Source organism: Limnobacter sp. (genome assembly GCF_043511195.1).
GTDB lineage: Bacteria > Pseudomonadota > Gammaproteobacteria > Burkholderiales > Burkholderiaceae_B > Limnobacter.
This window is the reverse complement of sequence record NZ_CP121330.1, coordinates 1,709,449-1,729,748: the sequence shown is the minus strand read 5'-3', so window position 1 is coordinate 1,729,748 and position 20,300 is coordinate 1,709,449. Positions and strand designations below refer to the sequence as shown.

18 protein-coding genes and 1 tRNA gene are annotated in these 20,300 nt (G+C 47.8%); 9 read left to right on the top strand and 10 right to left on the bottom strand.

Annotated elements, in window-relative coordinates:
* The first annotated feature begins 188 nt into the window (after nt 1-188).
* Together P0D43_RS08295 and P0D43_RS08290 are read left to right on the top strand one after the other, a co-directional pair.
* Complete coding sequence (locus tag P0D43_RS08295) at nt 189-521, top strand: hypothetical protein (RefSeq protein WP_394672142.1); 333 nt, start codon at nt 189-191, stop codon at nt 519-521.
* Nucleotides 518-1,411 carry a plasmid-related transcriptional repressor protein gene (locus P0D43_RS08290; RefSeq protein WP_394672141.1) on the top strand — a complete coding sequence of 298 codons (894 nt, stop codon included), beginning with the start codon at nt 518-520 and terminating at the stop codon, nt 1,409-1,411. The genes P0D43_RS08295 and P0D43_RS08290 overlap by 4 nt, the downstream gene beginning before the upstream one ends.
* Nucleotides 1,412-1,690: 279 nt before the next feature.
* On the opposite strand, the gene P0D43_RS08285 is transcribed toward P0D43_RS08290, so the two are convergent.
* The 6 genes from P0D43_RS08285 to P0D43_RS08260 all read right to left on the bottom strand — a co-directional run bounded on the left by P0D43_RS08285 (nt 1,691) and on the right by P0D43_RS08260 (nt 7,913).
* Nucleotides 1,691-2,614 carry a hypothetical protein gene (locus P0D43_RS08285; RefSeq protein ID WP_394672140.1) on the bottom strand — a complete coding sequence of 308 codons (924 nt, stop codon included), beginning with the start codon at nt 2,612-2,614 and terminating at the stop codon, nt 1,691-1,693.
* A 118-nt stretch (nt 2,615-2,732) separates the two neighbouring features.
* Nucleotides 2,733-4,415 (bottom strand): hypothetical protein, encoded by a 1,683-nt coding sequence (locus P0D43_RS08280; RefSeq protein ID WP_394672139.1) that lies wholly within the window; start codon nt 4,413-4,415, stop codon nt 2,733-2,735.
* A 587-nt stretch (nt 4,416-5,002) separates the two neighbouring features.
* Complete coding sequence (locus P0D43_RS08275; RefSeq protein ID WP_394672138.1) at nt 5,003-6,088, bottom strand: hypothetical protein; 1,086 nt, start codon at nt 6,086-6,088, stop codon at nt 5,003-5,005.
* On the bottom strand, nt 6,088-6,426 hold the full coding sequence (locus tag P0D43_RS08270; RefSeq protein WP_394672137.1) for a hypothetical protein: 339 nt from the start codon (nt 6,424-6,426) through the stop codon (nt 6,088-6,090). Before P0D43_RS08270 ends, P0D43_RS08275 begins: the two co-directional genes overlap by 1 nt.
* A gap of 34 nt (nt 6,427-6,460) precedes the next feature.
* Nucleotides 6,461-7,327: an integrase domain-containing protein gene (locus tag P0D43_RS08265; protein ID WP_394672136.1), complete on the bottom strand. Its 867-nt coding sequence runs from the start codon at nt 7,325-7,327 to the stop codon at nt 6,461-6,463.
* A gap of 184 nt (nt 7,328-7,511) precedes the next feature.
* The gene (locus P0D43_RS08260) at nt 7,512-7,913 is read right to left on the bottom strand and encodes a hypothetical protein (protein ID WP_394672135.1); all 402 of its coding nucleotides are present in this window, start codon (nt 7,911-7,913) and stop codon (nt 7,512-7,514) included.
* A gap of 1,186 nt (nt 7,914-9,099) precedes the next feature.
* On the opposite strand from P0D43_RS08260, the gene P0D43_RS08255 reads away from it, so the two are divergent.
* The 5 genes from P0D43_RS08255 to P0D43_RS08235 all read left to right on the top strand — a co-directional run bounded on the left by P0D43_RS08255 (nt 9,100) and on the right by P0D43_RS08235 (nt 12,544).
* Nucleotides 9,100-9,579 (top strand): hypothetical protein, encoded by a 480-nt coding sequence (locus tag P0D43_RS08255; protein ID WP_394672134.1) that lies wholly within the window; start codon nt 9,100-9,102, stop codon nt 9,577-9,579.
* Between the two features lie 21 nt (nt 9,580-9,600).
* Nucleotides 9,601-9,948, top strand: a complete 348-nt coding sequence (locus tag P0D43_RS08250) for a type II toxin-antitoxin system RelE/ParE family toxin (protein ID WP_394672133.1) — start codon at nt 9,601-9,603, stop codon at nt 9,946-9,948.
* Nucleotides 9,945-10,277 carry a helix-turn-helix domain-containing protein gene (locus P0D43_RS08245; RefSeq protein ID WP_394672132.1) on the top strand — a complete coding sequence of 111 codons (333 nt, stop codon included), beginning with the start codon at nt 9,945-9,947 and terminating at the stop codon, nt 10,275-10,277. The genes P0D43_RS08250 and P0D43_RS08245 overlap by 4 nt, the downstream gene beginning before the upstream one ends.
* A gap of 111 nt (nt 10,278-10,388) precedes the next feature.
* Nucleotides 10,389-11,330, top strand: coding sequence for an HNH endonuclease (locus P0D43_RS08240; RefSeq protein ID WP_394672131.1), 942 nt, complete (start codon nt 10,389-10,391; stop codon nt 11,328-11,330).
* A gap of 32 nt (nt 11,331-11,362) precedes the next feature.
* Nucleotides 11,363-12,544 (top strand): hypothetical protein, encoded by a 1,182-nt coding sequence (locus tag P0D43_RS08235; RefSeq protein ID WP_394672130.1) that lies wholly within the window; start codon nt 11,363-11,365, stop codon nt 12,542-12,544.
* Nucleotides 12,545-12,808: 264 nt separating this feature from the next.
* Here P0D43_RS08235 and P0D43_RS08230 read toward each other — a convergent pair.
* The 3 genes from P0D43_RS08230 to acs form a co-directional block, all read right to left on the bottom strand.
* Nucleotides 12,809-12,899, bottom strand: a tRNA-Ser gene (locus P0D43_RS08230).
* A 69-nt stretch (nt 12,900-12,968) separates the two neighbouring features.
* Nucleotides 12,969-15,014: a VC_2705 family sodium/solute symporter gene (locus tag P0D43_RS08225; protein ID WP_394672129.1), complete on the bottom strand. Its 2,046-nt coding sequence runs from the start codon at nt 15,012-15,014 to the stop codon at nt 12,969-12,971.
* 112 nt (nt 15,015-15,126) lie between these two features.
* Nucleotides 15,127-17,109 (bottom strand): acetate--CoA ligase, encoded by a 1,983-nt coding sequence (gene acs / locus P0D43_RS08220; protein WP_159568467.1) that lies wholly within the window; start codon nt 17,107-17,109, stop codon nt 15,127-15,129.
* A gap of 203 nt (nt 17,110-17,312) precedes the next feature.
* Between acs and P0D43_RS08215 the strand changes: the two genes are divergently transcribed.
* The gene (locus tag P0D43_RS08215) at nt 17,313-17,852 is read left to right on the top strand and encodes a TIGR00645 family protein (RefSeq protein WP_159568466.1); all 540 of its coding nucleotides are present in this window, start codon (nt 17,313-17,315) and stop codon (nt 17,850-17,852) included.
* 34 nt (nt 17,853-17,886) lie between these two features.
* A complete protein-coding gene (locus P0D43_RS08210) occupies nt 17,887-19,407 on the top strand; it encodes a fumarate hydratase (protein WP_394672128.1) in 1,521 nt (506 codons plus the stop codon).
* Nucleotides 19,408-19,417: 10 nt separating this feature from the next.
* Here the strand turns inward: P0D43_RS08210 and P0D43_RS08205 are convergent, their stop codons facing one another.
* Nucleotides 19,418-20,188 (bottom strand): M48 family metalloprotease, encoded by a 771-nt coding sequence (locus tag P0D43_RS08205; RefSeq protein WP_394672127.1) that lies wholly within the window; start codon nt 20,186-20,188, stop codon nt 19,418-19,420.
* Nucleotides 20,189-20,300: the final 112 nt, after the last annotated feature.

Sequence of the window (20,300 nt, the reverse complement as noted above, 5' to 3'; positions counted from 1 at the left end):
TAATCTACACTGCGATACCAGTGGATGTCTCGGCCTGGCGCAAGGCCCATACCCACCCCCTCCACGTTCAAGCCTCGCCTGAGTCTTTTTAGCCCGCTCCAGAAGCGGAAAATAGAATCAGGCGAGGTGCTGCCACACTCTCGCTCAACCAGCAAAGCCGCACCTTGCCGCCTCAAAAAGGCAAGAACATGAAAAATGAAAAAATCGAGCTAACAACGCTCGTAAATTACTATTATTCAGAATATCCCCCCGTACTCAATATCAAGCAGGTAGCAGATATCCTGCGGGAAAATGAACCAACTATCCGGGCGCAAATTCTGCGAAAAGTGTTTCCAATCCGGGTGCGTAAAGAGCCTGGGTTGGGCCTTCATGTACTCTTGATTGACCTAGTTCATTACATCACCACTGGTAAGCGACAAGTACCCATTCCCGATGAACGCATTAGAAAAATGGGCGGAAAGCGGCGCGGGAGACCAACGAAGGCAGAGGAGATAGCGCGACGCAATGAGGTGCGTCAATGAGCCACCAGCCACACGCTATCAGAAATGATTTCTCTCAAACACTTGATCTTGTGAGGCAGTGGTCACAGAACGCAGAAGAGAATTTGGAACAAGAGGCCTGCTCGAAACAACGTGAGCTTTGGATTCCTGGCTTTTCATTAGGAGCATTTCCGAATCACCTGAATCGATCGAGCCTTTTCGCACCAATAGCAAAAGGGAGGCGTATTTTTCACCGACAAGCCACGATGGTGACTCGACGTGACTGCGTTATCGAATACACCGGCGAGCAACTCGACGAGGCAGATGGCGACCTAATCATGGCGCTAATTGCCTTCGCTCAACCTTTCCCAATTGGTACATTGGTGCCGATTGTTCGAGCTGAGGTCTTACGTAAGCTCGAACGCGGAACAGGAAAGCAGCAATACGATTGGTTGCATCGCCGGATCAAAGCGCTTGTTGAAGCAACAATGTTCCTTGAAGCAAAGAAGAAAGACGGAACAACTAGATACAGCATCGGTAAAACTCTGTCTTTTCGTATCATTGCTGAGTTTAGCTACTGTGATCAGTCAGAGACATACCGTTACAAACTGGATCCAAGATGGGTGCAAATGTTTGGCAACCGAGAATACAGTCTCATTGATTTCAATAAGAGGATGCGGATAAGACGTGGTAAGGATATGGCCAAAACCATACAACGGCTAGTAGCAACGTCGGCCGACCCCATTCAAAGGTATGCCCTCGATTGGCTAAAGGACAAAATGCAGTACAGGAGCCCAATGCGTAAGTTTCGAGAGGCGCTAACGGACGCATGTAAAGAACTAGAGCGGCTTGAAATAATTTCAACACACAAGATTGAAGACAGCAAAAAGGGCAGACTTCAACTTGCCATCTGGCTCCAGCCATCGGTATAGCGTTCCACAAAGGGCCAGCAGATTGCTGGCCAAACTCAACGGTATAGCGTTCCGTGTCCGTCGGTATAGCATTCCGTGCCGTCGGTATGGCGTTCCGGATTATCGGTATAGCTTTCCTCCCGCCCTTTTCATGATGCTGATTTCATTGATGAAAAATGGAATTTTTCGCTTTCTATCATCTTTCTACTTTTTCTTATCAACTTGGGGCTGTGGAAAACTCTCTCTAGTCAGCAAAAAGCGCTGGGAACGGCCCGTCTCTGCGCACATGCCAAGACAGGTTTAGGGACGATTGATCTTCCTTCTGATGAAGGCGACTACGACCAACGCTCCTTCTATACCGCTACGGACATTGTTTTCATCGATATCTTCTTCTCGAATGTTTCCGTGAACGAGGTCATTTCGAACCTTACGCAGAACGTCGACTTTGCGAATGTTCTCTTCGATCCTTTTTGCCTCGCTGCGTGTCAGTGACAAGGGCAATACAATATTGAGAAACGTATTGAATGTTAGTTCATCCCGAAGCGCTTTAACTCGGTTCTTGCTAAAGCCGAGTGATAGAAGCACCTTCTCGGCATATTCACGCAATAGTGTTTCGACCAGAATGGCTGCCTCGATGGTTGGTATCTTCTTCTGCCGCCACTGCAATTGTGACCGAATTCGCAGCAACTCTAGCATCTCGGGTGCAGGAAAGTCTTGATTGTCGATGGCAAGTTGGAGGCGCTGCCATTTCGTTCTCGAAATTATTTGGTCACTGCGAAAAAGTGGGTTCAAGCTTCGGCGGTTCTTGGTGATTTTGGGCGAAAATGTTTTCGGCTTCTCGCCTTCCAAACACCATTGACAGCCCTTCCGTCCGATTCCTTCTTTCTCGAAAAAGCCCTCAATCGACATGGGAGCTTGCTGCATCAAGTTGGTAACACCGCCAGCAGTACGTAAGACTCCCTCGAATTGATCGTGGACCTGCAAGTAGTAACCATAAATTTCTTCTGCCGCGCGCTGGGCTAGCTTTCCAGAGGTCCTCAGCCCACGGACAAGCTCTGGAAGTGGATTGGTGAATTCCAAAAGCAGATGCGCGTCCCAGACCATCCCTCGATCACGTTTTCCAGCGTCGTAGTCATCTAGCTTCAGACTAGCCTTTACTCCATGCAAGTGAAACAAAAGCGGTGTGTCGTAATCAGACTTGCTCCATTTCCACGTACCAATCATCGGAATATGAATTTCAGACGAAGATGGGCAACATAGTTTTTAGCCTCTAACGAAAAGTAAGCGATGAAGCAGCGGAGCGGTAGCAGCACAGTCTGCTTAATCCGCCTTGAACACCTAGTTATGTTGCATCAACTTCAACTCCATAACTTGCGACACGCCTTCTATTAATTTCACTTTCAGATGCGATTCTCTTCAACGCTGCTAATGCTGTAGTTGAAATTAGTCGCTCCCTCTCCCCAACACCAGCAATTTGGGTGAACTGAATGCACGCTTTAACATAACTTCTAAGATGTTCACCTTTCTCAGACTTGAATAATTCATAGTAGTCATTCTCTGTAGCCGATGACATGACATCAATATCCTTCTTTCCCCATCCTCGTATGCTGGATATTCGAGCCACAACATCTCGAAGGGGTAGTGTAGGCTCGCAAGAAACGATTTCCTTTCCAAATCGTTCGATGATGGTTGAGTCTGTTATGTCTGCAGCAAACGCATAGTTATCTAGGTCAAACAGTGTGGGTTGATCCTTTCTATGGAAGACGTAGTGATCAATACATTGGTCCGCTAAATCACCACGCTTCAATTCTCTCAGAAGGGTCACGGTGCCATTTAGATTGAGCGGGGTGATGAACTTTACGTTCTCCTTAAACCTTTCAAAAATCATCGCTATGACTTGCTCTTGATTATTGTCAAAAGAATCATGATACAAACGCCACGCCTCACCAAAGGACTTATCGCCCTTATCTGCAACTACTTGTTGATTGAGTGTGGCTGCAGATCTACTTAGCTTTTCAACATTCACGTACCCAGCCTCTACAATTTCCGCAATCACCAAATCGAATTCATCAATGGTAATGAGGCCGTATTCATGTAAAAGGCTTCTCCATGCCTTTTGTTCTGGTGTCGATTTATCATTGTTTAGTCCCAAAAGTCCAAGTCTACCCCTCTTTACAAACTCGAAATTAGGAGATGTGGAATCGTCCGACAAATAGCACCACGTAAAGACAGTTAAGGTATGGATTGCTTGGCGCAATACTTCCGGTTCAAAAGAAGTCAGATGCGGTGCAATGATACGTATTAATCGTTTGATTCTTGAGATTATTCGAATATTTCTTATGCCAAGCTTTATCACAAGCGGCTTTAATTTGGAGTCCAAGTCGTCTAACTCGTCGAGTCCAATCGAAGCGCACTCTTGAGTCGTCGGTGCAAAAGTAATTTCTACATCAACGACTTTCTCTCGATACTTCTCAAACTGTTTTTCATTTTCTTGGTCCAACCCAGACTGATTCATTATTAACACTACCTTACAGCCCTTCTCCTCTTTCAGCTGAGAGACTACCCCCAATATCTCTCGTAGTTCCAGATCCTTTCCCTTTCTTTCGACATCGTCAAGACAAACTAAAGTGTTTTTCAATGACAAAAAAGCCAGGGAACGAATTTCGGTTACAAAATCCCTAACATAAGGGAGCTTTTCAAAAATTCCTAATCCTTTGCGACCATAGGATTCTGAGAACCCAGAAGCGTTTTCCTTAAAGGACTCGATGCTTGCTACTGTGCCAACGGTCTCGTTTGATATGCTCTGCTGAAAAATTAGAAATTTTAAATCGTTAAGGGAATTCACACCGAACAGCGTGACGTAAGAGTACCGGCTAGTGGGCAAGCCAGACTTCGCCATCCTCTGAATATGTTTCTTCCAACTGAAGGTTTTGCCGATCCCCCACTCCCCCCGAATAACTAAAACTTCTGGTTTGGGTGTCAAGAGGAATCGCTCAACCTCACCGGTGAAAATATTTAGGGACATCAAGAACTCCAAATAGCAACATAATTTGATTTAGCTAACCACAACAGTGATATTCATTTATTCTAATCTTACGGAAAACATTTTTAATTTAATCTTTTCAACTGTTAACCAAGCATTACACAAACATGCTGGAAATTAAAACTTAGTTATTCAACAACAACAATTGAGCCACAAAGCTAAAAATGTAGATCTTTATTTTTTGCAAAAACCTATTAAATTTAAACCTCGTTCGTTAATACCCGAGCTGACCAAGCGCCTCGCATACCGCTCACTCCCTAATTCCAGACCGTGACCGTACTCGCGGTCGTGCTTCGTCACATTCACCCCAACACGAATATAAAAATAACAAGCCACACCCGTGACAAATTTAAATTTTGAACATAGATTTAATCGCACTATGCTGCGAAAAATCGCCGGTTCTACCTTTGCTAATGTTGCTCTGACCTCCACTATTGCTATGGCTAACACCTCCGCCTACGCTTTATGTCCAACAGGAATCACTAAGAAACGATATCGGACGCAGTCAAGGTGAACAGCTTGCGCGTTTTGCAAACGCGCTCGACATTTACATGAACGAGTACCACTCCTCAAAATGTGAAGTTTTGAAGAACCGTATTTACCTGCACAGGTGTGCTAGTGAAATCCACCGAGCCATTTCCGTCCTCATCTGCAGTAAAAATCAATGTTCCGTCATTGCGAATAGTGAATACAAGCTTTGTGTTTCCGGCACCGTTGACCTCGAACGAACCAGTGTCCACATCCCCATCCAGTGCGGAACCGCTAATATCAAAATTACGAACCCCGAACTCGAAAGATGAATTCGTTTGGTTGAACACGGCATCAAAGTTGCCAACAAAATCGTAACCACCCTCTACCTGGTAGGTGCTTCCCGGCATGTAGGTCACTGTGATAGATCGATTTTGATGACTACTACCCGCTACCCGCTGGAAGCTACCACCAACAAGGTTCGAATAATCAGTGCCATAACTACCAGTGAACTCTACAATCTTTTCGTTGCTTGCATCCGATGTGATGCCAACCGCCCCTGACTCTGTGCTTTCGATCTGGAAATCATTGCCCACTGAAGTCACACCAGCAGTGAAGAATGTTCCGCCAATCGTGTAAACCGAATTCACTGCAACCGTACCGGTAAACGCGAGATCGGATACGCCATAGCCACCTAAAAACTGAAGTGTGTTATCTGAGTTTGAGCAAGTGCCAGTGTTTACACTGTCTCCGTTGTTATAACTACCAGACATGTTTTCATCCGTCACGGTCACAGGTAATGCCTTTGGTCCCCCAGCTTCGCAATTCGGGGAGTTCGAGAATGTATTCGGAAAATTCGCCTGTGCAAACTCGAAGGTTCGAACCAGGTAGTGAGCAATTCCCAGCGTTTCGCTGTCACCCTGAAGCACACCACTGTCAAAAGGCGTACCTAGTCCTTTCCCGCTTACGCCCTGCCCTTGAATAAGGAATTCTTTGAGGACAATTCCAGAAACCTTTTCCCCATTGTTTCGATTCAAAAAAAGATTATTGTTGCTATCTAACCGATATTCCGAAAGGTTTACCTGTGCCCCACTTCCAATACCTGGCGAAGAACCGTCGCCACCACCCCCACAAGCCACAGCAGCCAATGTCAAGGCGGACAACACAAAAACGTTCAATTTCTTCATTATTCAGTTCCTTGTGATTTTTTCGTCTGAGCAGGGTCATATTCCATAAATTCCCGCATCCGTTGGCGCTGGGCCTCAACCCGCGCCCGCTTCTTTTCCTGGTCAATTTTGTATTGGTCGCTCTTTAAATAATCCTCATATTCCTTAATAGCCTTCAATGCTGCCGCTTGCTTCTTGTCTATCACTTGTTCAGTTTTCACTTCAGAAAGGTCGGCTACTTTCTCCCCGCACGCACCAGCAAGAAACAACAGGGGAACGAAGCAATATCTAAAAATTTGCATTTCAAATCCTTTAGCTAATTGAAAGGTATGAATAGGAAAACATACTTTTGAATCCACGCAACCCCCCACAAATTGACTGGTACGACCAGGATTAGCTCCTCGAATACACCTGCTCGATCCATCGTCCCCGCCCGTCCCCATGCCCCAAGACTTGAGAGGTAAAAGACAAAGCCAAGCGCTTATCCCAGCCTTGCTCTGTTACGCGGCTGATCGTTCTTTGCGCGAAGGCGTAGCGAAGGCTATGGGGACTGTGGATCCCCTTGAAACCAGCATTCGCGCTCTCCCTATTGAATTTCCCCAACGCCCGTTTTAAATCGCCAGCTACCAGCTTCCCGTCGTTCTGGCGGGCATACTCAATAGCCCTCGAAACCAATGCGGAGGCATACTGAGGATTATTGGGCCAAATCTCGCGGGGCCTTCCCCCCTTTGATCCCTGGATAAGCTGAAAACGACCATGACGATCATTGGTTATGTCCCGGAGCCATTTCTCAAGGGAGGCGGCGGACATAACAGCCTCTTTCTGCCTCAAACCAAACTCATTCATCATTTCCAAACAGAGACGAACACCTTGATGATTCACTTTAGAGAGCATCAGATTTATTTGCTGATCGGAAGGTGGCTTTCGAACACCGTCACGGGAGGCCCCGGCAAAACCAACTTTTTTTGCTGTATTTTCAAGTCTGGAAATGGTGTCATACCGCTCCGCCGCTTTCAAAACCGCTCGGACTGACGTGAGCCGATTTTGTAAAGTTCTGGGAGATAATCCTTTTTCTCGACCACTTCTCAACCAATTCTCAATATTTTTTTCTTTTAGCTGAGAGATGTTTCGAATTTGTATATTTTGTTCGAACTTCAGATTATTAACTAGCTGCATAATAATTCTGGTTCGCGCGTCCACGGTCGAGTGAGAGCCACCCGCAGCTCTCGCAAGCTCCTTGGCGCTTTTCGCTAAAGACATTTTCTTTTCATTTACCACTTAATCTTAACCCCTCAACATATTCGATCATTAATTTAAAAACTAGACACGAACACTCCCCCCAATCGTGGCCTCGACCACCAAAAAACGACTTACTTGGAGAAAATGTGCGGCGCTTACCTTGTGATCTCGCGCGGGGGCATGTATTTGTGGTCGTGTCCGATTTTCAAATTGTTAAAATCGTCCGAACTTTTCTGCCTATTGCAAAAAAGCCCCATCCGGGGAAACTCGGCACCGGTTTTTTTAAAACCAGCGGTTCCACAACTACTTTGGCCACCTCCTCCTTGGCCTGACATTCGTGCTTGGCACGGTTGCTTGACGCAAAATTGCGCTTAAAAATGACCTCCTCCGGTGGTCGAAAAATGCGAATGGACGCAGTAGAAATCTCACAAAAAGCGAGATAGGCAACCAGGTGGGATGGACCCTTTCCTGATCGAGTTGGGGTGTGCCGGATTGGCACAAGGCTGCTAAAAAAGCGGCCTGAATTGCGAAAAGCGGGCGCGAAAACTCGCGCGTCACTTTTCGTCTGACCGCGCTCAGCAAGAGCTGGCGCGGTGGCGCGGCGCAATCTGCGTCGCGTCACTTTTTTTCGCTGCGCGAAAATAAAAGTGACGCGACTACAGCGATGTGCTTATTTGCGGGCAAAAAATTCCGGATGCACTCGGGTGCGTTCCGTAATTTTTCGTGCGCAAAAAGCAAAAGCGGCCACGTCTGCATGCGTTGCATCATGAGGACCACGAGATGCCAATGTTCTCGTGAACATTGGCACCGTGGTTTATGCTGATCGCCGAAAGAAGCGATCGCGGCTGTGGCCTTGATCGCATTGAAATGCGGCCAAGGCCGAATAGTGCACAACTAAAGTTGCTAAAGACCACCACAGTGGTAATTGAAATTCGAGCCTGCGGCCTCGACACGCCGAGGGTTTTCACCTTGGTCACCGGTCAGAAAAATGTCTGACAGCATCAAAAAATCTGTGGGTATAACACAAAAACCAACCCTGTCAATACAGTAATAAATAATTATCTATCCGTCAAGCATCAATAAAAAAGTATGCATCAATAAAAATAATACTTAATCACAAACATCTATAAAACTACTCAGCATAAATAGCCAATTTTAATAATTATTAAAAATTAATATTAATTTGACAGGCTCCAGAATTCAGTTAAGGTGAAATCTTTTTAATCACAGGAACGAACATGGACACCCAAATTATCGCCAGAATAAGGCAAGAGAGTTTTTCGTTTACGCACGACGCACACAATGAAGAAAACTACACATCGGGGCAAATGCAACATTCTCAAAAGTGGAGAGTTTATGATGTCCTGCTTGACGGACACATCATCAGATCCTGTCATTCGTATAAAGAAGCATTCGAATTCGAAAGAAAACTGGTAGTAGATTCAAGACAGATCCAATATCCAAACAAACCGACAAATTGGATAGTTTTTTGAGAAGGTGATATGAATTCAGCTTTTGAATGGCTCGGCCTTAGCTGGGAGATCGTTGTTACTGCTTTCATCGCGGCGAGAGTTTTCCGTGAAATTTTCAGAGAATGAAGAAATCGCGGAAATCCCGCGAAAAACAGCCGCTTTTTTGCACATTTCTCGCTAAACCAGTTTTTGCATGATTTGAGAAAGAAAAGAGTCGCGGGATTCCCGCGAAAAAACGGCCTTTTTGGGTGAATTCTCGCGAGATTTATTTGATAGTACGAAATGAAATAACCCGATATTTAGCAAACTGGAGAAATTAGAATGCAAAAACGTCAAGATGCACTTACTTCTGCTACAAAACGCTGTGTAGAAATTGCACTGGGAAGTAGCGACCAAGCAAAGCAGATGCGATCCGTTCTCCTAACCATACACGATCCAATCACCTGGCCCTTAGACCTCGCATCCATTAAAGTTCTTGAGGATAACGCAAAGAAGGATGCATTCCTCCTGATCACCTGGTTCATTTCAATTCGATCACGCGAGCGAATCCTCGACCTAATTGAAAACGGAGATCAGATTGCTGAACAGCTGGCCAAGGAAGAAACTCATGCCGTGATGAACACCGCTATTGAGGGGACAACTTGGCCTACCGGATACTGGAAGAATTGCGGTAAGGAGGCAATGCAATACAGGTTCGGGGCAACGATCGTTGAGGCTTTTGATAACACTTTACTTATGAATTATCTGAGATTAAAAAACGATAGCAATTTAGATGCATCTTGCAATATGTATAAAATTTGATACACTAGGAAGAAGTGTTTAATGAATGAAAAACCAATTGACTGGCGTGGTTCCTCACTTACGGACATCAAGGACAACGCTGTCTTCACTGAGAGCGCTCGGAAGGAAGCTGGCCACCAACTAAGCCTGATTCAAGCAGGACTCGACCCGGACGATTGGAAGCCATTCGATGTTGTCGGAGCCGGGACCAAAGAAATTCGAATTAACCTAGATGATGGGTGGTTCAGGGTAATGTACGTAGCGAAGTTCCCGGAGGCTGTTTACGTGCTGCATTGTTTCAGGAAGAAGACGTCGACCACTTCGAAGAAAGACAAGGACATTGCATCGGCCAGATACCGAGCAGTTTTGGCAGAAAGGAAATCAAAATGACAATCGAAACTAACTCAGCACATGTCACACCAGCAGGTGGTAATGTATTTGCGGATTTGGGATTCAGTCCAGAACAGTCTTCCGTCCTGAAAGCAAACTCTCAGCGGATCATTTCCGAGAAGCTGGCAATCAAAAATTCGTTAATGGGTGAACTGGCGAAGTGGATTGACGACAATCAGCTAAAACAAATTGAGGCCGCTGAAATTCTTGGAGTATCACGTCCACGCGTGTCAGATGTGATCAATAAAAAATCTATGAAGTTCACCATTGACGCACTTGTCGACATGCTGGCAAGGACTGGAAAAAACATTGAACTATCAGTTCGCTAATTGGTTTGGGCTAGATGAGAAATCACCAAACCTGACCATTTATCAAAGCTAATTCCGCTAAAAGCCAACTTGCGATGCTTGAATTTAGCGAAAGTAGATATGTGAGGTTGCATGCCAGAGGAGTCTCATTTTAGGGGTGATGTTGCGACAGTTCTAAGAAATGTCGTGTGCCCTTATTGCTATGTCCAGCTAAAACCTAAAGGGTTCAACATTGAGCACGTGATTGGAAGACGGTTCGTTCCTAAAAATTCAATGAATCAGTCATGGAACTTGATTTTAAATTCCTGTCTCGCTTGCAATGCAAAAAAATCAGATTTGGAGAATGATATATCGGCCATAACGATGCAGCCTGATGCATCAGGAAAATTCGCTCACGACAGCCCGCTACTATTAGCTGAAGCGCAACGCAGAGCAAAAAATGCGATCAGCCGAAGAACTAAGCGCACCGTTGCAGAAAGCAAAGAATCGATCAGCGTTATACGTAAATTCTATACCGGTACACTATCGTTCAATTTTATAAGTCCACCTCAAATTGACCAAGGAAGAGCTTTTGAGCTAGCTCATATGCATCTTCAAGGGTTCTTTTATATGCTTACGTACGATTCAAATATCGGCCGAGGTTATCCTTTCAAGGGTGGATTCCATCCCCTTCAATATGCAATTAAATCGAACTGGGGAAATGAAACACAAATTGCATTTGCGAAGACAATCGCCGACTGGGATATAAGGCTAATCGCCACACCCGCTGACGAATTCTTCAAGGTATGTATTAAAAAACATCCGAATGCAGAATGCTGGGGCTGGGCTTTGGAATGGAATCATAACTACCGCCTGGTTGGTTTCTTAGGTGATGTTTCGACTGCCCAACAAATCGTTAACCAATACCCACCAGAGAAACAAACTTCCATGCAAACGGTCAACGGCAAAGAATTGATCATTCAAGTTGACAAAGCAATCAATCCCAAAGACGACATTTTGTTTCAGACGGTCGTTGTAAATGAAGATCAGAAATTGAAAGTTCTTCTGAAAAATGATCAAAAAAATGGCTCATAAACCACGCATAGCCGAAAACAAGAGATCTACTGATGTTTGAAAGTATCGTTTTACGTAAATCTGAAATTGGTCAAAATATTTCTGCCGGTCACATCGCAGAAGCGTTACTTTATTATCAAAAAGTTCATCTTGTACTATGCCCAGGAACACTGATTCAGTTGTTGAAACAAATAGGCATAAATTCGACGCTCTCATTATTGCGTAGACACGATGTAAGTGCGGTGTACTGTGAGGAGACTCTTGGGACAAAAACTGAGCAGTTAGGTGTATTTCAAATTCACAATTACGTTGCAATAACATTAGCAGGACATAAAGAACTTGAATTTCCCACAACCATAGATCGCCTTCAATACGATTTGAGAAGGATCGGGATTGAAAAAACAACTGCAAAACATTTTTCTAAAGCCTTCTTAAAAATAGCACCGGTAAGGGCGTTTTCGGGCTCACACTTTATCAAAGCTGGAGTACCCAAAGCTGCAGCAGAAGACTTACTTGATTCTGAGTATGCCAAAAAGGCTGCTAGATCGATCATTACAAGCACACCAGGGGGCTATGATCCGGGAGAAACACTCAAATTTAAAGTGATCAAGTCGGATCTTGGTCTGAATGTTTTGACTGACATTAATTTTGAAGCAATCAACGCAAACCGAGTGAAATTAGGTGATCTTGACCCAATAACTGCAAGTCATTTATTGACCGCGCTTCAAGATGTACGCGCTGATTTAGTATTGGCAGCACACTATGGAGGTGATTTTATTACTTCAAAACAAAACTCTGATGTGGTGATGCTGCGCCATGCGGAACTTCTAAGACGAGCAAACATAAATCAGCAATCCCTTCAACAATTTAAAGAGATTGTCCTTCCTGATACGCCAAGTCTTGCGGAGATCATCGACTCCGGTCAACGAACGTTTGATGAGTTTATTCGACTATTAGGAAAGGCATCAAAATTTAAAGACTGGTTAAAGTCTACAAACCCTGATGAGGGACTAATTCGGGAGTACTTGGCCAGTGCAAACTCGGTAGACTGGATACAAAAAACCCCGACAAAAACCGTCCGCTATTTGTTCTCAATGGGGTTGGATACAACTATGCCGAGTGCGAGCATACCGTTCGGTTTGTTTGACAATTTCATTATTGAGAAACTTTTCGCTGGATGGCGTCCAAGTCATTTTGTAAATAAACAACTCGCGCAATTCTCCCAGACCAAATAACCCCAGAGATTCAAGACTTACGTAAGGCTTCGATCGAAGTTGTAAGGTACGAATATGATGAACTTACAGCTGTACTAGGACAAACCGAACCAGCATCACTCAACCGAGAATTTTTATCGTGGATAACGTAAGCTCGACTTTTTGTTCGACGTAGCATACAGTTGAATTTGTCACACTTTTGGCACAATTGACGCAAAAAGTAATGTAGTTTGTAGTCGCATGCAGTTTAATCTAGTAGCAAAAAACATGCGTAAGTTGTTGATTTGGCGGAGAGAGGGGGATTCGAACCCCCGATAGGCTATGAACCTATACACGCTTTCCAGGCGTGCGACTTAAACCACTCATCCATCTCTCCGCGGTAAGCGCGAGAGTATAGCAAAGAATCCCCTTGGGTATCCAGTGCATTCTCATCGCATTAAACATTTCATTCAGATTCAGGCACGCGCAGCACACGCATTACACCGGGCGCTTCGTCTTTGCGCCCACCAGCCAGCGAGGCCACCACCATGGCCAAAGCGCTCAGCGGAATCGTAAACACGCCACTGGCCACACCGCTTAAGCCAACAATTTGCACCGCATCCAGGTTAAACAAAGCCATGAACGACGCATTGGTCAATGCCAAACACAGGCTGGAACTGACAAACCCGGTGCCCATGGCCCACAGGGCTCCCCTGCGCGTGGCACCACTCCAGAAAATACCCGCTACCAAAGGCACAAACAGACTTGAAGCCGCCAAGGCAAAAGCCGAACCCACCAGCACCACAATATTGCCGGGTTGCAGGCTGGTGATCCACGCGGCCATCAACGCAGCACTCAACAGCGCAATTTTTGACATGGTTACACGGCGTTGTGCGGTCGCCTCAGGGTCAAGCACGCGGTAGTACAAGTCGTGCGACAGGCTGCCCGCAATGGCCAGCAGCAAGCCATCAGCCGTCGACAATGCCGCAGCCAAACCACCTGCCGCAATCAGCCCCGAGAGAAAAAATGGCATGCCAGCAATTTCGGGCGTAATCAACACCAAAATATCCGGGCTCAGACCAATTTCCGCAAACTGAACCACCCCATCCTGATTCACATCCTGCAAAGTAGCCAGGCCCGGCATTACCCTTGACCATGCCGCAATCCAGTTGGGAATTTCGTTGTAACTCAAACCCACTAGGTTTTCATAGACCACCACTTTGGCGATCACGCTTAACCAGGGTGAAGCCAGGTAAATCACCAAAATGCAGCCCAAAGCAACCACCACCGACCAACGGGTTTGCGATGCATTTGGCGTGGTGTAAAAACGCATGATGATGTGGGGCAAGGCCACCGTGCCACACATCAACGTAAAAGCCACCGCCAGAAAACTGACCAAGGCCTTGGTATTGGACAAGCCGGAATCATCGTTCACTGAACCAAAATGCGGCACACTCGCCTTCACTTTGTCCAGGTAACGCTGCTTTTCCTGACTCCATTTGAGCTTGGCAGCTTGAGGATCCCTGGGGAAACCGCTCAATACCCTTTCAGCAGCTTTGATTTCCTGAAACGTCGATCCATCGTAGCGGGCCAATTCCAGGTTCTTACGGCGTGCTTCATACCCCTCTGCCCACGACGAAGGCAAGGTGTCGATCAACAACTGATAACGATCCGCTTCCCGCAAATAAACACTGCGCACTTCCGCTTCTGCCGGGTCGGCAAAAAACTTGCGTTCCTGGGCTCGCACATACTCTGGGAAACTGGTGGGTCCGCCGTCTACAAAACGCTCGCTACTGCCCTGACCGGTGAACCCGATCAAGGCGACCACACTCACCATCATCGCAACAATCATGACAATGTATTGCGCAACCGCTGTCCAGGTTACTGCACGCATTCCGCCTAAAAATGAACACACCAAAATACCGGCAAGTCCGAAGAAAACACCAATGCCAAATTCAACGCCAGCGAAACGCGATGTGATCAATCCCACAGCATAGATTTGCGCAATCACATACACGAAAGAAATACTGACGGTCACCAGCACGCAGATCAACCTGACTGCCCTGCCCTTGTCGGCCCCTGCGTAGCGCGCTGCCAAAAAATCGCCCACCGAGAAAAATGCAAACTTGCGCAGGTAGGGCGCAATCAGCAAGGCGATCAACACAAAGCCACCAGTCCACCCAACCAGCAAAGCCAAGGCTTCAAATCCACTGTAAAAAAGGGTACCGGCAACACCAAGAAAAGACGCAGCACTCATCCAGTCAGCTGCGGTGGCCATGCCGTTGTACACGGCAGGTACCGTGCGCGAGGCCACAAAGTATTCATGCATGTCCGAGGTTCGGCTAAGCAAGCCGATGACCGCATAGGCACCCAAGGTAATGAAGATGAAAAAGTAACCAATCCACTGGCGACCAATTCCATAGTCTTCCATGATGGCGGCACCCGCAATGCACACCAAAAAGCCGAAGGTAAGCACTGAGAAAAACCGGGTCAGGCTGAGCGTAAAACTCATGAATGCACTCCTGGCGCCTCGATTCCTTCAAACGAAAAAAACCAGCCCACCGAAGTGAAACTGGTTTTGATGAAAGCCCACAATTCCCCGTTCACGGAGAGAGCCGGGCCGATCAGTTGGGTTTGCCCAGTTGATCCAGAATGGCAGGGTTTTCCAAAGTGGAGGTATCTTGCGTAATTTGCTCGCCTTTGGCCAAACTGCGCAACAAGCGACGCATGATCTTGCCTGAACGTGTTTTCGGCAGATTGTCGCCAAAACGGATTTCCTTGGGCTTGGCAATTGGGCCAATGTCTTTGCCCACCCAGTTGCGCAGGTCCATGGCCAGTTTTTGCCCGGCCTCACCCGTTGGTCGATCGCCTTTCAACACCACAAAAGCCACAATCGCTTCACCGGTCAAATCATCAGGGCGGCCCACCACTGCGGCCTCCGCCACCAATTCATTGGCGACCAGTGAACTTTCAATTTCCATGGTGCCCATGCGGTGGCCCGATACATTCAGAACGTCGTCAATACGACCCATGATCGTGAAGTTGCCGCTGGTTTTGTCGCGTACTGCGCCATCACCGGCCAGGTACAATTTCCCACCCAGCTCTTCAGGGAAATAGCTTTTCTTGAATCGCTCAGGGTCGCCCCAAATGGTACGAATCATGGCAGGCCATGGGCGTTTCACCACCAAAATACCACCTTGCCCATTGGGCAAATCGCCACCCACTTCATCCACCACAGCGGCCATAATACCGGGCAGCGGCAAGGTGCACGAACCGGGCACCAGCGGTGTGGCGCCTGGCAATGGTGTAATCATGTGGCCACCGGTTTCGGTTTGCCAGAAGGTGTCCACGATTGGGCACTTCTCGCCACCCACATTTTTGTAGTACCACATCCAGGCTTCCGGGTTGATCGGCTCGCCCACCGAACCCATCAAGCGCAGGCTTGAAAGATCATAGCTCTTGGGATGCACTTTCTCATCGGCCTCACACGCCTTGATCAGCGAACGAATCGCGGTGGGTGCAGTGTAGAAAATTGTCGCGCTGTGACGCTGAATCATTTCCCAGAATCGACCAGCATTGGGGTAAGTGGGCACACCTTCAAACACAATTTGCGTGGCGCCCACAGCCAAGGGGCCATAGGTAATGTAGGTGTGGCCGGTAATCCAGCCGATGTCGGCCGTGCACCAGAACACATCGTTGGGCTTGATATCGAACGTCCACTTCATGGTCAATGCAGCCCACAGCAGGTAACCTGCCGAACTGTGCTGCACGCCCTTTGGCTTGCCGGTTGAACCAGACGTGTAAAGAATGAACAGCGGGTGCTCGGAATCGACCATTTCAGGCGCGCACACATCGCTTTGCTTGTCTGCCAAATCGTGCAGGTAAACATCACGGCCGCCCTGCATGCCAACATCGGCACCAGTGCGCTTGTACACAATCACATTCTTGACAGCCTCGCAGCCGCCCAGGCTCAGGGCTTCATCCACAATCGCCTTCAGTGGCAACTGTTTACCACCGCGCACTTGCTGGTCCGCAGTGAACACAGCCACAGCGCCAGTATCCACAATGCGATCTTGCAAGGCTTTGGCTGAAAAACCGCCAAACACCACCGAATGCGTGGCACCAATTCGCGCACAAGCCTGCATGGCAGCCACACCTTCAACACTCATGGGCATGTAGATAACAACGCGGTCACCTTTTTTCACGCCCAGGCCTTTCAGGCCATTGGCAATGCGGCTTACCTTGCCCAGCAGTTCTTTGTAGGTCACCTTGGTGACTTCGCCACCATCGGCTTCGAAAATCAAGGCCACTTTGTCGCCCAGGCCAGCTTCGATATTTTTGTCCAGGCAGTTGGCCGACACATTCAATTCGCCGCCGGTGAACCACTTGTAAAACGGGGGCGTGGATTCATCCAGCACCTTGTCATAGGCCTTGGAAAATTGCAGGTTCTCTTTGGCCAAACGCGCCCAAAAACCTTCGAAATCCGTTTCAGCTTCCTTGCACAAGGCGTTGTAGGCGTCCATACCGCCAATCGTGGCGCTGCGCTGCCAGTCGGCACTGGGCTCAAACACACGCGTTTCGTGTGACACTGATTCGATCGATGACATCCTGTCCTCCAAGAGTTACTTGATTTTCTATTAATTTAGGTTGCATAAACAATAGGCAAAAGCTCTTACTCTCACCTTACACCATGGCGCACCACAGCAATTTGCATTCCAGCTGGGTATCGGCTACGTCGGTGTAGCTTGGTTCTGCTATAGTTTGCGCCATCATCCCTTCAACCATTGCTGCACTGCACACTTGTCTCAAAATGGAACAATACAAACCGAAGCCACCTGCCCTTGCCCGCCTTATTTTCATGAGTCGTTGGCTACAACTGCCGCTCTACCTGGGTTTGATCATTGCCCAAGGTGTTTATGTTTATCATTTTTTAATTGAGTTGTGGCATTTGGTAGGCGGTGCAATTGAGCACACCTTGACCGAGGCCGGCATCATGCTGATCGTGCTGGGTTTGATCGACGTGGTCATGATTTCCAACCTGCTGATTATGGTGATCGTGGGTGGATATGAAACGTTTGTCAGTCGAATGCATCTAGAGAACCACCCTGACCAACCCGAGTGGCTGGATCATGTCAATGCCTCAGTATTGAAAGTGAAACTGGCAATGGCCATCATCGGCATTTCGTCCATTCACCTGCTGAAAACGTTTATCAACGCAGAGCAATACGATGAAAAAACCATCATTGCGCAGGCTTCCATCCATGTCATCTTTTTGCTTTCGGCTGTGGCAATTGCGTACTGTGATAAATTGCTGCACCAATCCGTACCCACCAAAAGCCATTTAAAATAAGCCAACGGCACACCATTGAAAGCAGGAGTTGTTTATGAACACCATCAAGCAAGAAGACTTCATCAGCTCAATCGCCGATGCCTTCCAGTACATTTCGTACTACCACCCGCTCGACTATATTCAGGCTTTGGGCAAAGCCTACGAGCGCGAGGAAAGTGAAGCCGCAAAAGACGCGATTGCGCAAATCCTGACCAACAGCCGCATGTGTGCCGAGGGCAAGCGCCCAATTTGCCAGGACACCGGCATTTCGGTGGTGTTTTTAAAAGTGGGCATGAATGTGCGTTGGGAGTCCACGATGAGTGTGACGGACATGGTCAATGAAGGTGTTCGCCGTGCCTACCTGCACCCTGACAACAAGCTGCGCGCCTCGGTACTGCTCGACCCCGCTGGTGCGCGCAAAAACTCCAAAGACAACACACCCGCCGTAATTCATTACGAAATTGTGCCCGGCGATGGTGTGGAAGTCATTTGCGCGGCCAAAGGCGGCGGTTCCGAAAACAAATCAAAAATGGTCATGTTGAACCCATCCGATTCAATCGTGGACTGGGTATTGAAAACCGTGCCCACCATGGGCGCAGGCTGGTGCCCACCCGGTATTTTGGGCATTGGTATTGGTGGTACGCCCGAGAAGGCAATGTTGCTGGCCAAAGAAAGCCTGATGGCCCCTTGCGATATTCATGAGTTGCTTGAACGTGGCCCCAACAACCGCATCGAAGAACTGCGCCTGGAGCTGTACGACAAAGTAAACTCTCTGGGCATTGGCGCGCAAGGCTTGGGTGGCCTGACTACCGTGCTCGATGTAAAAATTCTGGACTACCCCACTCACGCTGCTTCTTTGCCCATCGCCATGATCCCCAACTGTGCGGCCACACGCCACGTGCATTTCCATTTGCATGGTGACGGCCCAGCCAAACTGGAAGTGCCCAACCTGGCCGATTGGCCGCAGGTCAGTTGGAAAGCCGATACCGAGAAAAGCAAACGTGTGAACCTGGACACGCTGACCCCCGCGGAAGTGGCAAGCTGGAAGCCTGGTCAAACCCTGTTGTTGAACGGCAAAATGCTGACTGGCCGCGATGCTGCCCACAAGCGAATTGCCGACATGCTGCAAAAAGGCGAAAAGCTACCCGTGGACTTCACCAACCGCGTGATTTACTACGTGGGCCCAGTCGACCCCGTGCGCGACGAGGCTGTGGGCCCAGCAGGCCCCACCACCGCCACCCGCATGGACAAGTTCACCCGCATGATGCTGGAGAAAACGGGCCTGATCGCAATGATTGGCAAGGCCGAGCGTGGCCCTGTTGCCATTGAAGCAATTCGCGACAACAAATCAGCCTACCTGATGGCTGTGGGCGGGGCAGCCTACCTGGTGTCCAAGGCCATTACCAATGCAAAAGTGGTGGGCTTTGAAGACTTGGGCATGGAAGCCATTTACGAGTTTGAGATCAAGGACATGCCAGTCACTGTCGCGGTAGACAGCACCGGTATTTCTGTGCACAACACCGGCCCCAAAGAATGGCAAGCCAAGATCGGGAAAATTCCGGTCAGTGTGGCCTGAACCTGCAAGCCTATGTACCGCTGGTCTTGCGCCACCACCTTGGCAAGGCGCAGGCCAGCACTGCAAAAGTAAGCAACACCGAAACTTCGAATCCGTGCAGGGTATCGCCTGCGTAACCGCCTTCTGCACCAGAAGCTGGCCAGCTTTCCACTACTGACTTCACCGCAGAATCAATCGAATCGATTGGCTGAGTATAGCTAGCTACCAAGCCTGCCAATACTTCAGTGTCGTTTAACTGCACAACCAAATCATTGAAAGTACGCGAGAAATCCTCGGCCTGTATTGCCTCTTGCCCAGACTTTATTTTTGCGACTCGCAAAGTACCTTCCGGGTGTTGAATGCTTTTGGTTTCACCGAGTAAAAACGAGGCGCCTGCCACAGGGTCATGCCCCAGTCCCAACACCAGCTGCGCGCCGAACAAATCAGCTTCCAACTCCATTTCACGCATCAGCTTGGAATAGTCGCGCTTCATGTCAAACGACAACATGAACTCGTCGAATGTGGAATTCACACCATACTGCTGCTGAATTTCAAGGGTTTTTTGAGGGTGTTTCAACACCAGGTGCCCATATTCATGCGCGACAAAAAATGCCAATTGATCACTGTTCATGAATTGGATCCGATCAAGCCCAATGCTTAAATTCGCAGCGCCCTGTTCATCAATCCAAGTGCCAACCATGGCGCTGTCTTCTGTGAAATGAACTTGCGTTGGCACACCATTGAAAAAATGATGGTCAAACAGCACACTGAGCTTGAGTACGTCCAGCGAATGATTTGCCATTCAGTAGCCCTCCCTGAAACGGCCAGTGACAAATCATTAAAGCATGTTTTAAAACACTGCACAAAACTGAAACAAATCCATTTTTACGGGCTTGTTTCAGTGCTTCAGGCGT

What these genes read in the sequence shown, in the direction of transcription:
- P0D43_RS08295 (WP_394672142.1), top strand. Translation starts at nt 189, where the DNA reads ATGAAAAATGAAAAAATCGAGCTAACAACGCTCGTAAATTACTATTAT.
- P0D43_RS08290 (WP_394672141.1), top strand. Translation starts at nt 518, where the DNA reads ATGAGCCACCAGCCACACGCTATCAGAAATGATTTCTCTCAAACACTT.
- P0D43_RS08285 (WP_394672140.1), bottom strand. Translation starts at nt 2,614, where the DNA reads ATGATTGGTACGTGGAAATGGAGCAAGTCTGATTACGACACACCGCTT.
- P0D43_RS08280 (WP_394672139.1), bottom strand. Translation starts at nt 4,415, where the DNA reads ATGTCCCTAAATATTTTCACCGGTGAGGTTGAGCGATTCCTCTTGACA.
- P0D43_RS08275 (WP_394672138.1), bottom strand. Translation starts at nt 6,088, where the DNA reads ATGAAGAAATTGAACGTTTTTGTGTTGTCCGCCTTGACATTGGCTGCT.
- P0D43_RS08265 (WP_394672136.1), bottom strand. Translation starts at nt 7,327, where the DNA reads ATGTCTTTAGCGAAAAGCGCCAAGGAGCTTGCGAGAGCTGCGGGTGGC.
- P0D43_RS08255 (WP_394672134.1), top strand. Translation starts at nt 9,100, where the DNA reads ATGCAAAAACGTCAAGATGCACTTACTTCTGCTACAAAACGCTGTGTA.
- P0D43_RS08250 (WP_394672133.1), top strand. Translation starts at nt 9,601, where the DNA reads ATGAATGAAAAACCAATTGACTGGCGTGGTTCCTCACTTACGGACATC.
- P0D43_RS08245 (WP_394672132.1), top strand. Translation starts at nt 9,945, where the DNA reads ATGACAATCGAAACTAACTCAGCACATGTCACACCAGCAGGTGGTAAT.
- P0D43_RS08240 (WP_394672131.1), top strand. Translation starts at nt 10,389, where the DNA reads ATGCCAGAGGAGTCTCATTTTAGGGGTGATGTTGCGACAGTTCTAAGA.
- P0D43_RS08235 (WP_394672130.1), top strand. Translation starts at nt 11,363, where the DNA reads ATGTTTGAAAGTATCGTTTTACGTAAATCTGAAATTGGTCAAAATATT.
- P0D43_RS08225 (WP_394672129.1), bottom strand. Translation starts at nt 15,014, where the DNA reads ATGAGTTTTACGCTCAGCCTGACCCGGTTTTTCTCAGTGCTTACCTTC.
- acs (WP_159568467.1), bottom strand. Translation starts at nt 17,109, where the DNA reads ATGTCATCGATCGAATCAGTGTCACACGAAACGCGTGTGTTTGAGCCC.
- P0D43_RS08215 (WP_159568466.1), top strand. Translation starts at nt 17,313, where the DNA reads ATGGAACAATACAAACCGAAGCCACCTGCCCTTGCCCGCCTTATTTTC.
- P0D43_RS08210 (WP_394672128.1), top strand. Translation starts at nt 17,887, where the DNA reads ATGAACACCATCAAGCAAGAAGACTTCATCAGCTCAATCGCCGATGCC.
- P0D43_RS08205 (WP_394672127.1), bottom strand. Translation starts at nt 20,188, where the DNA reads ATGGCAAATCATTCGCTGGACGTACTCAAGCTCAGTGTGCTGTTTGAC.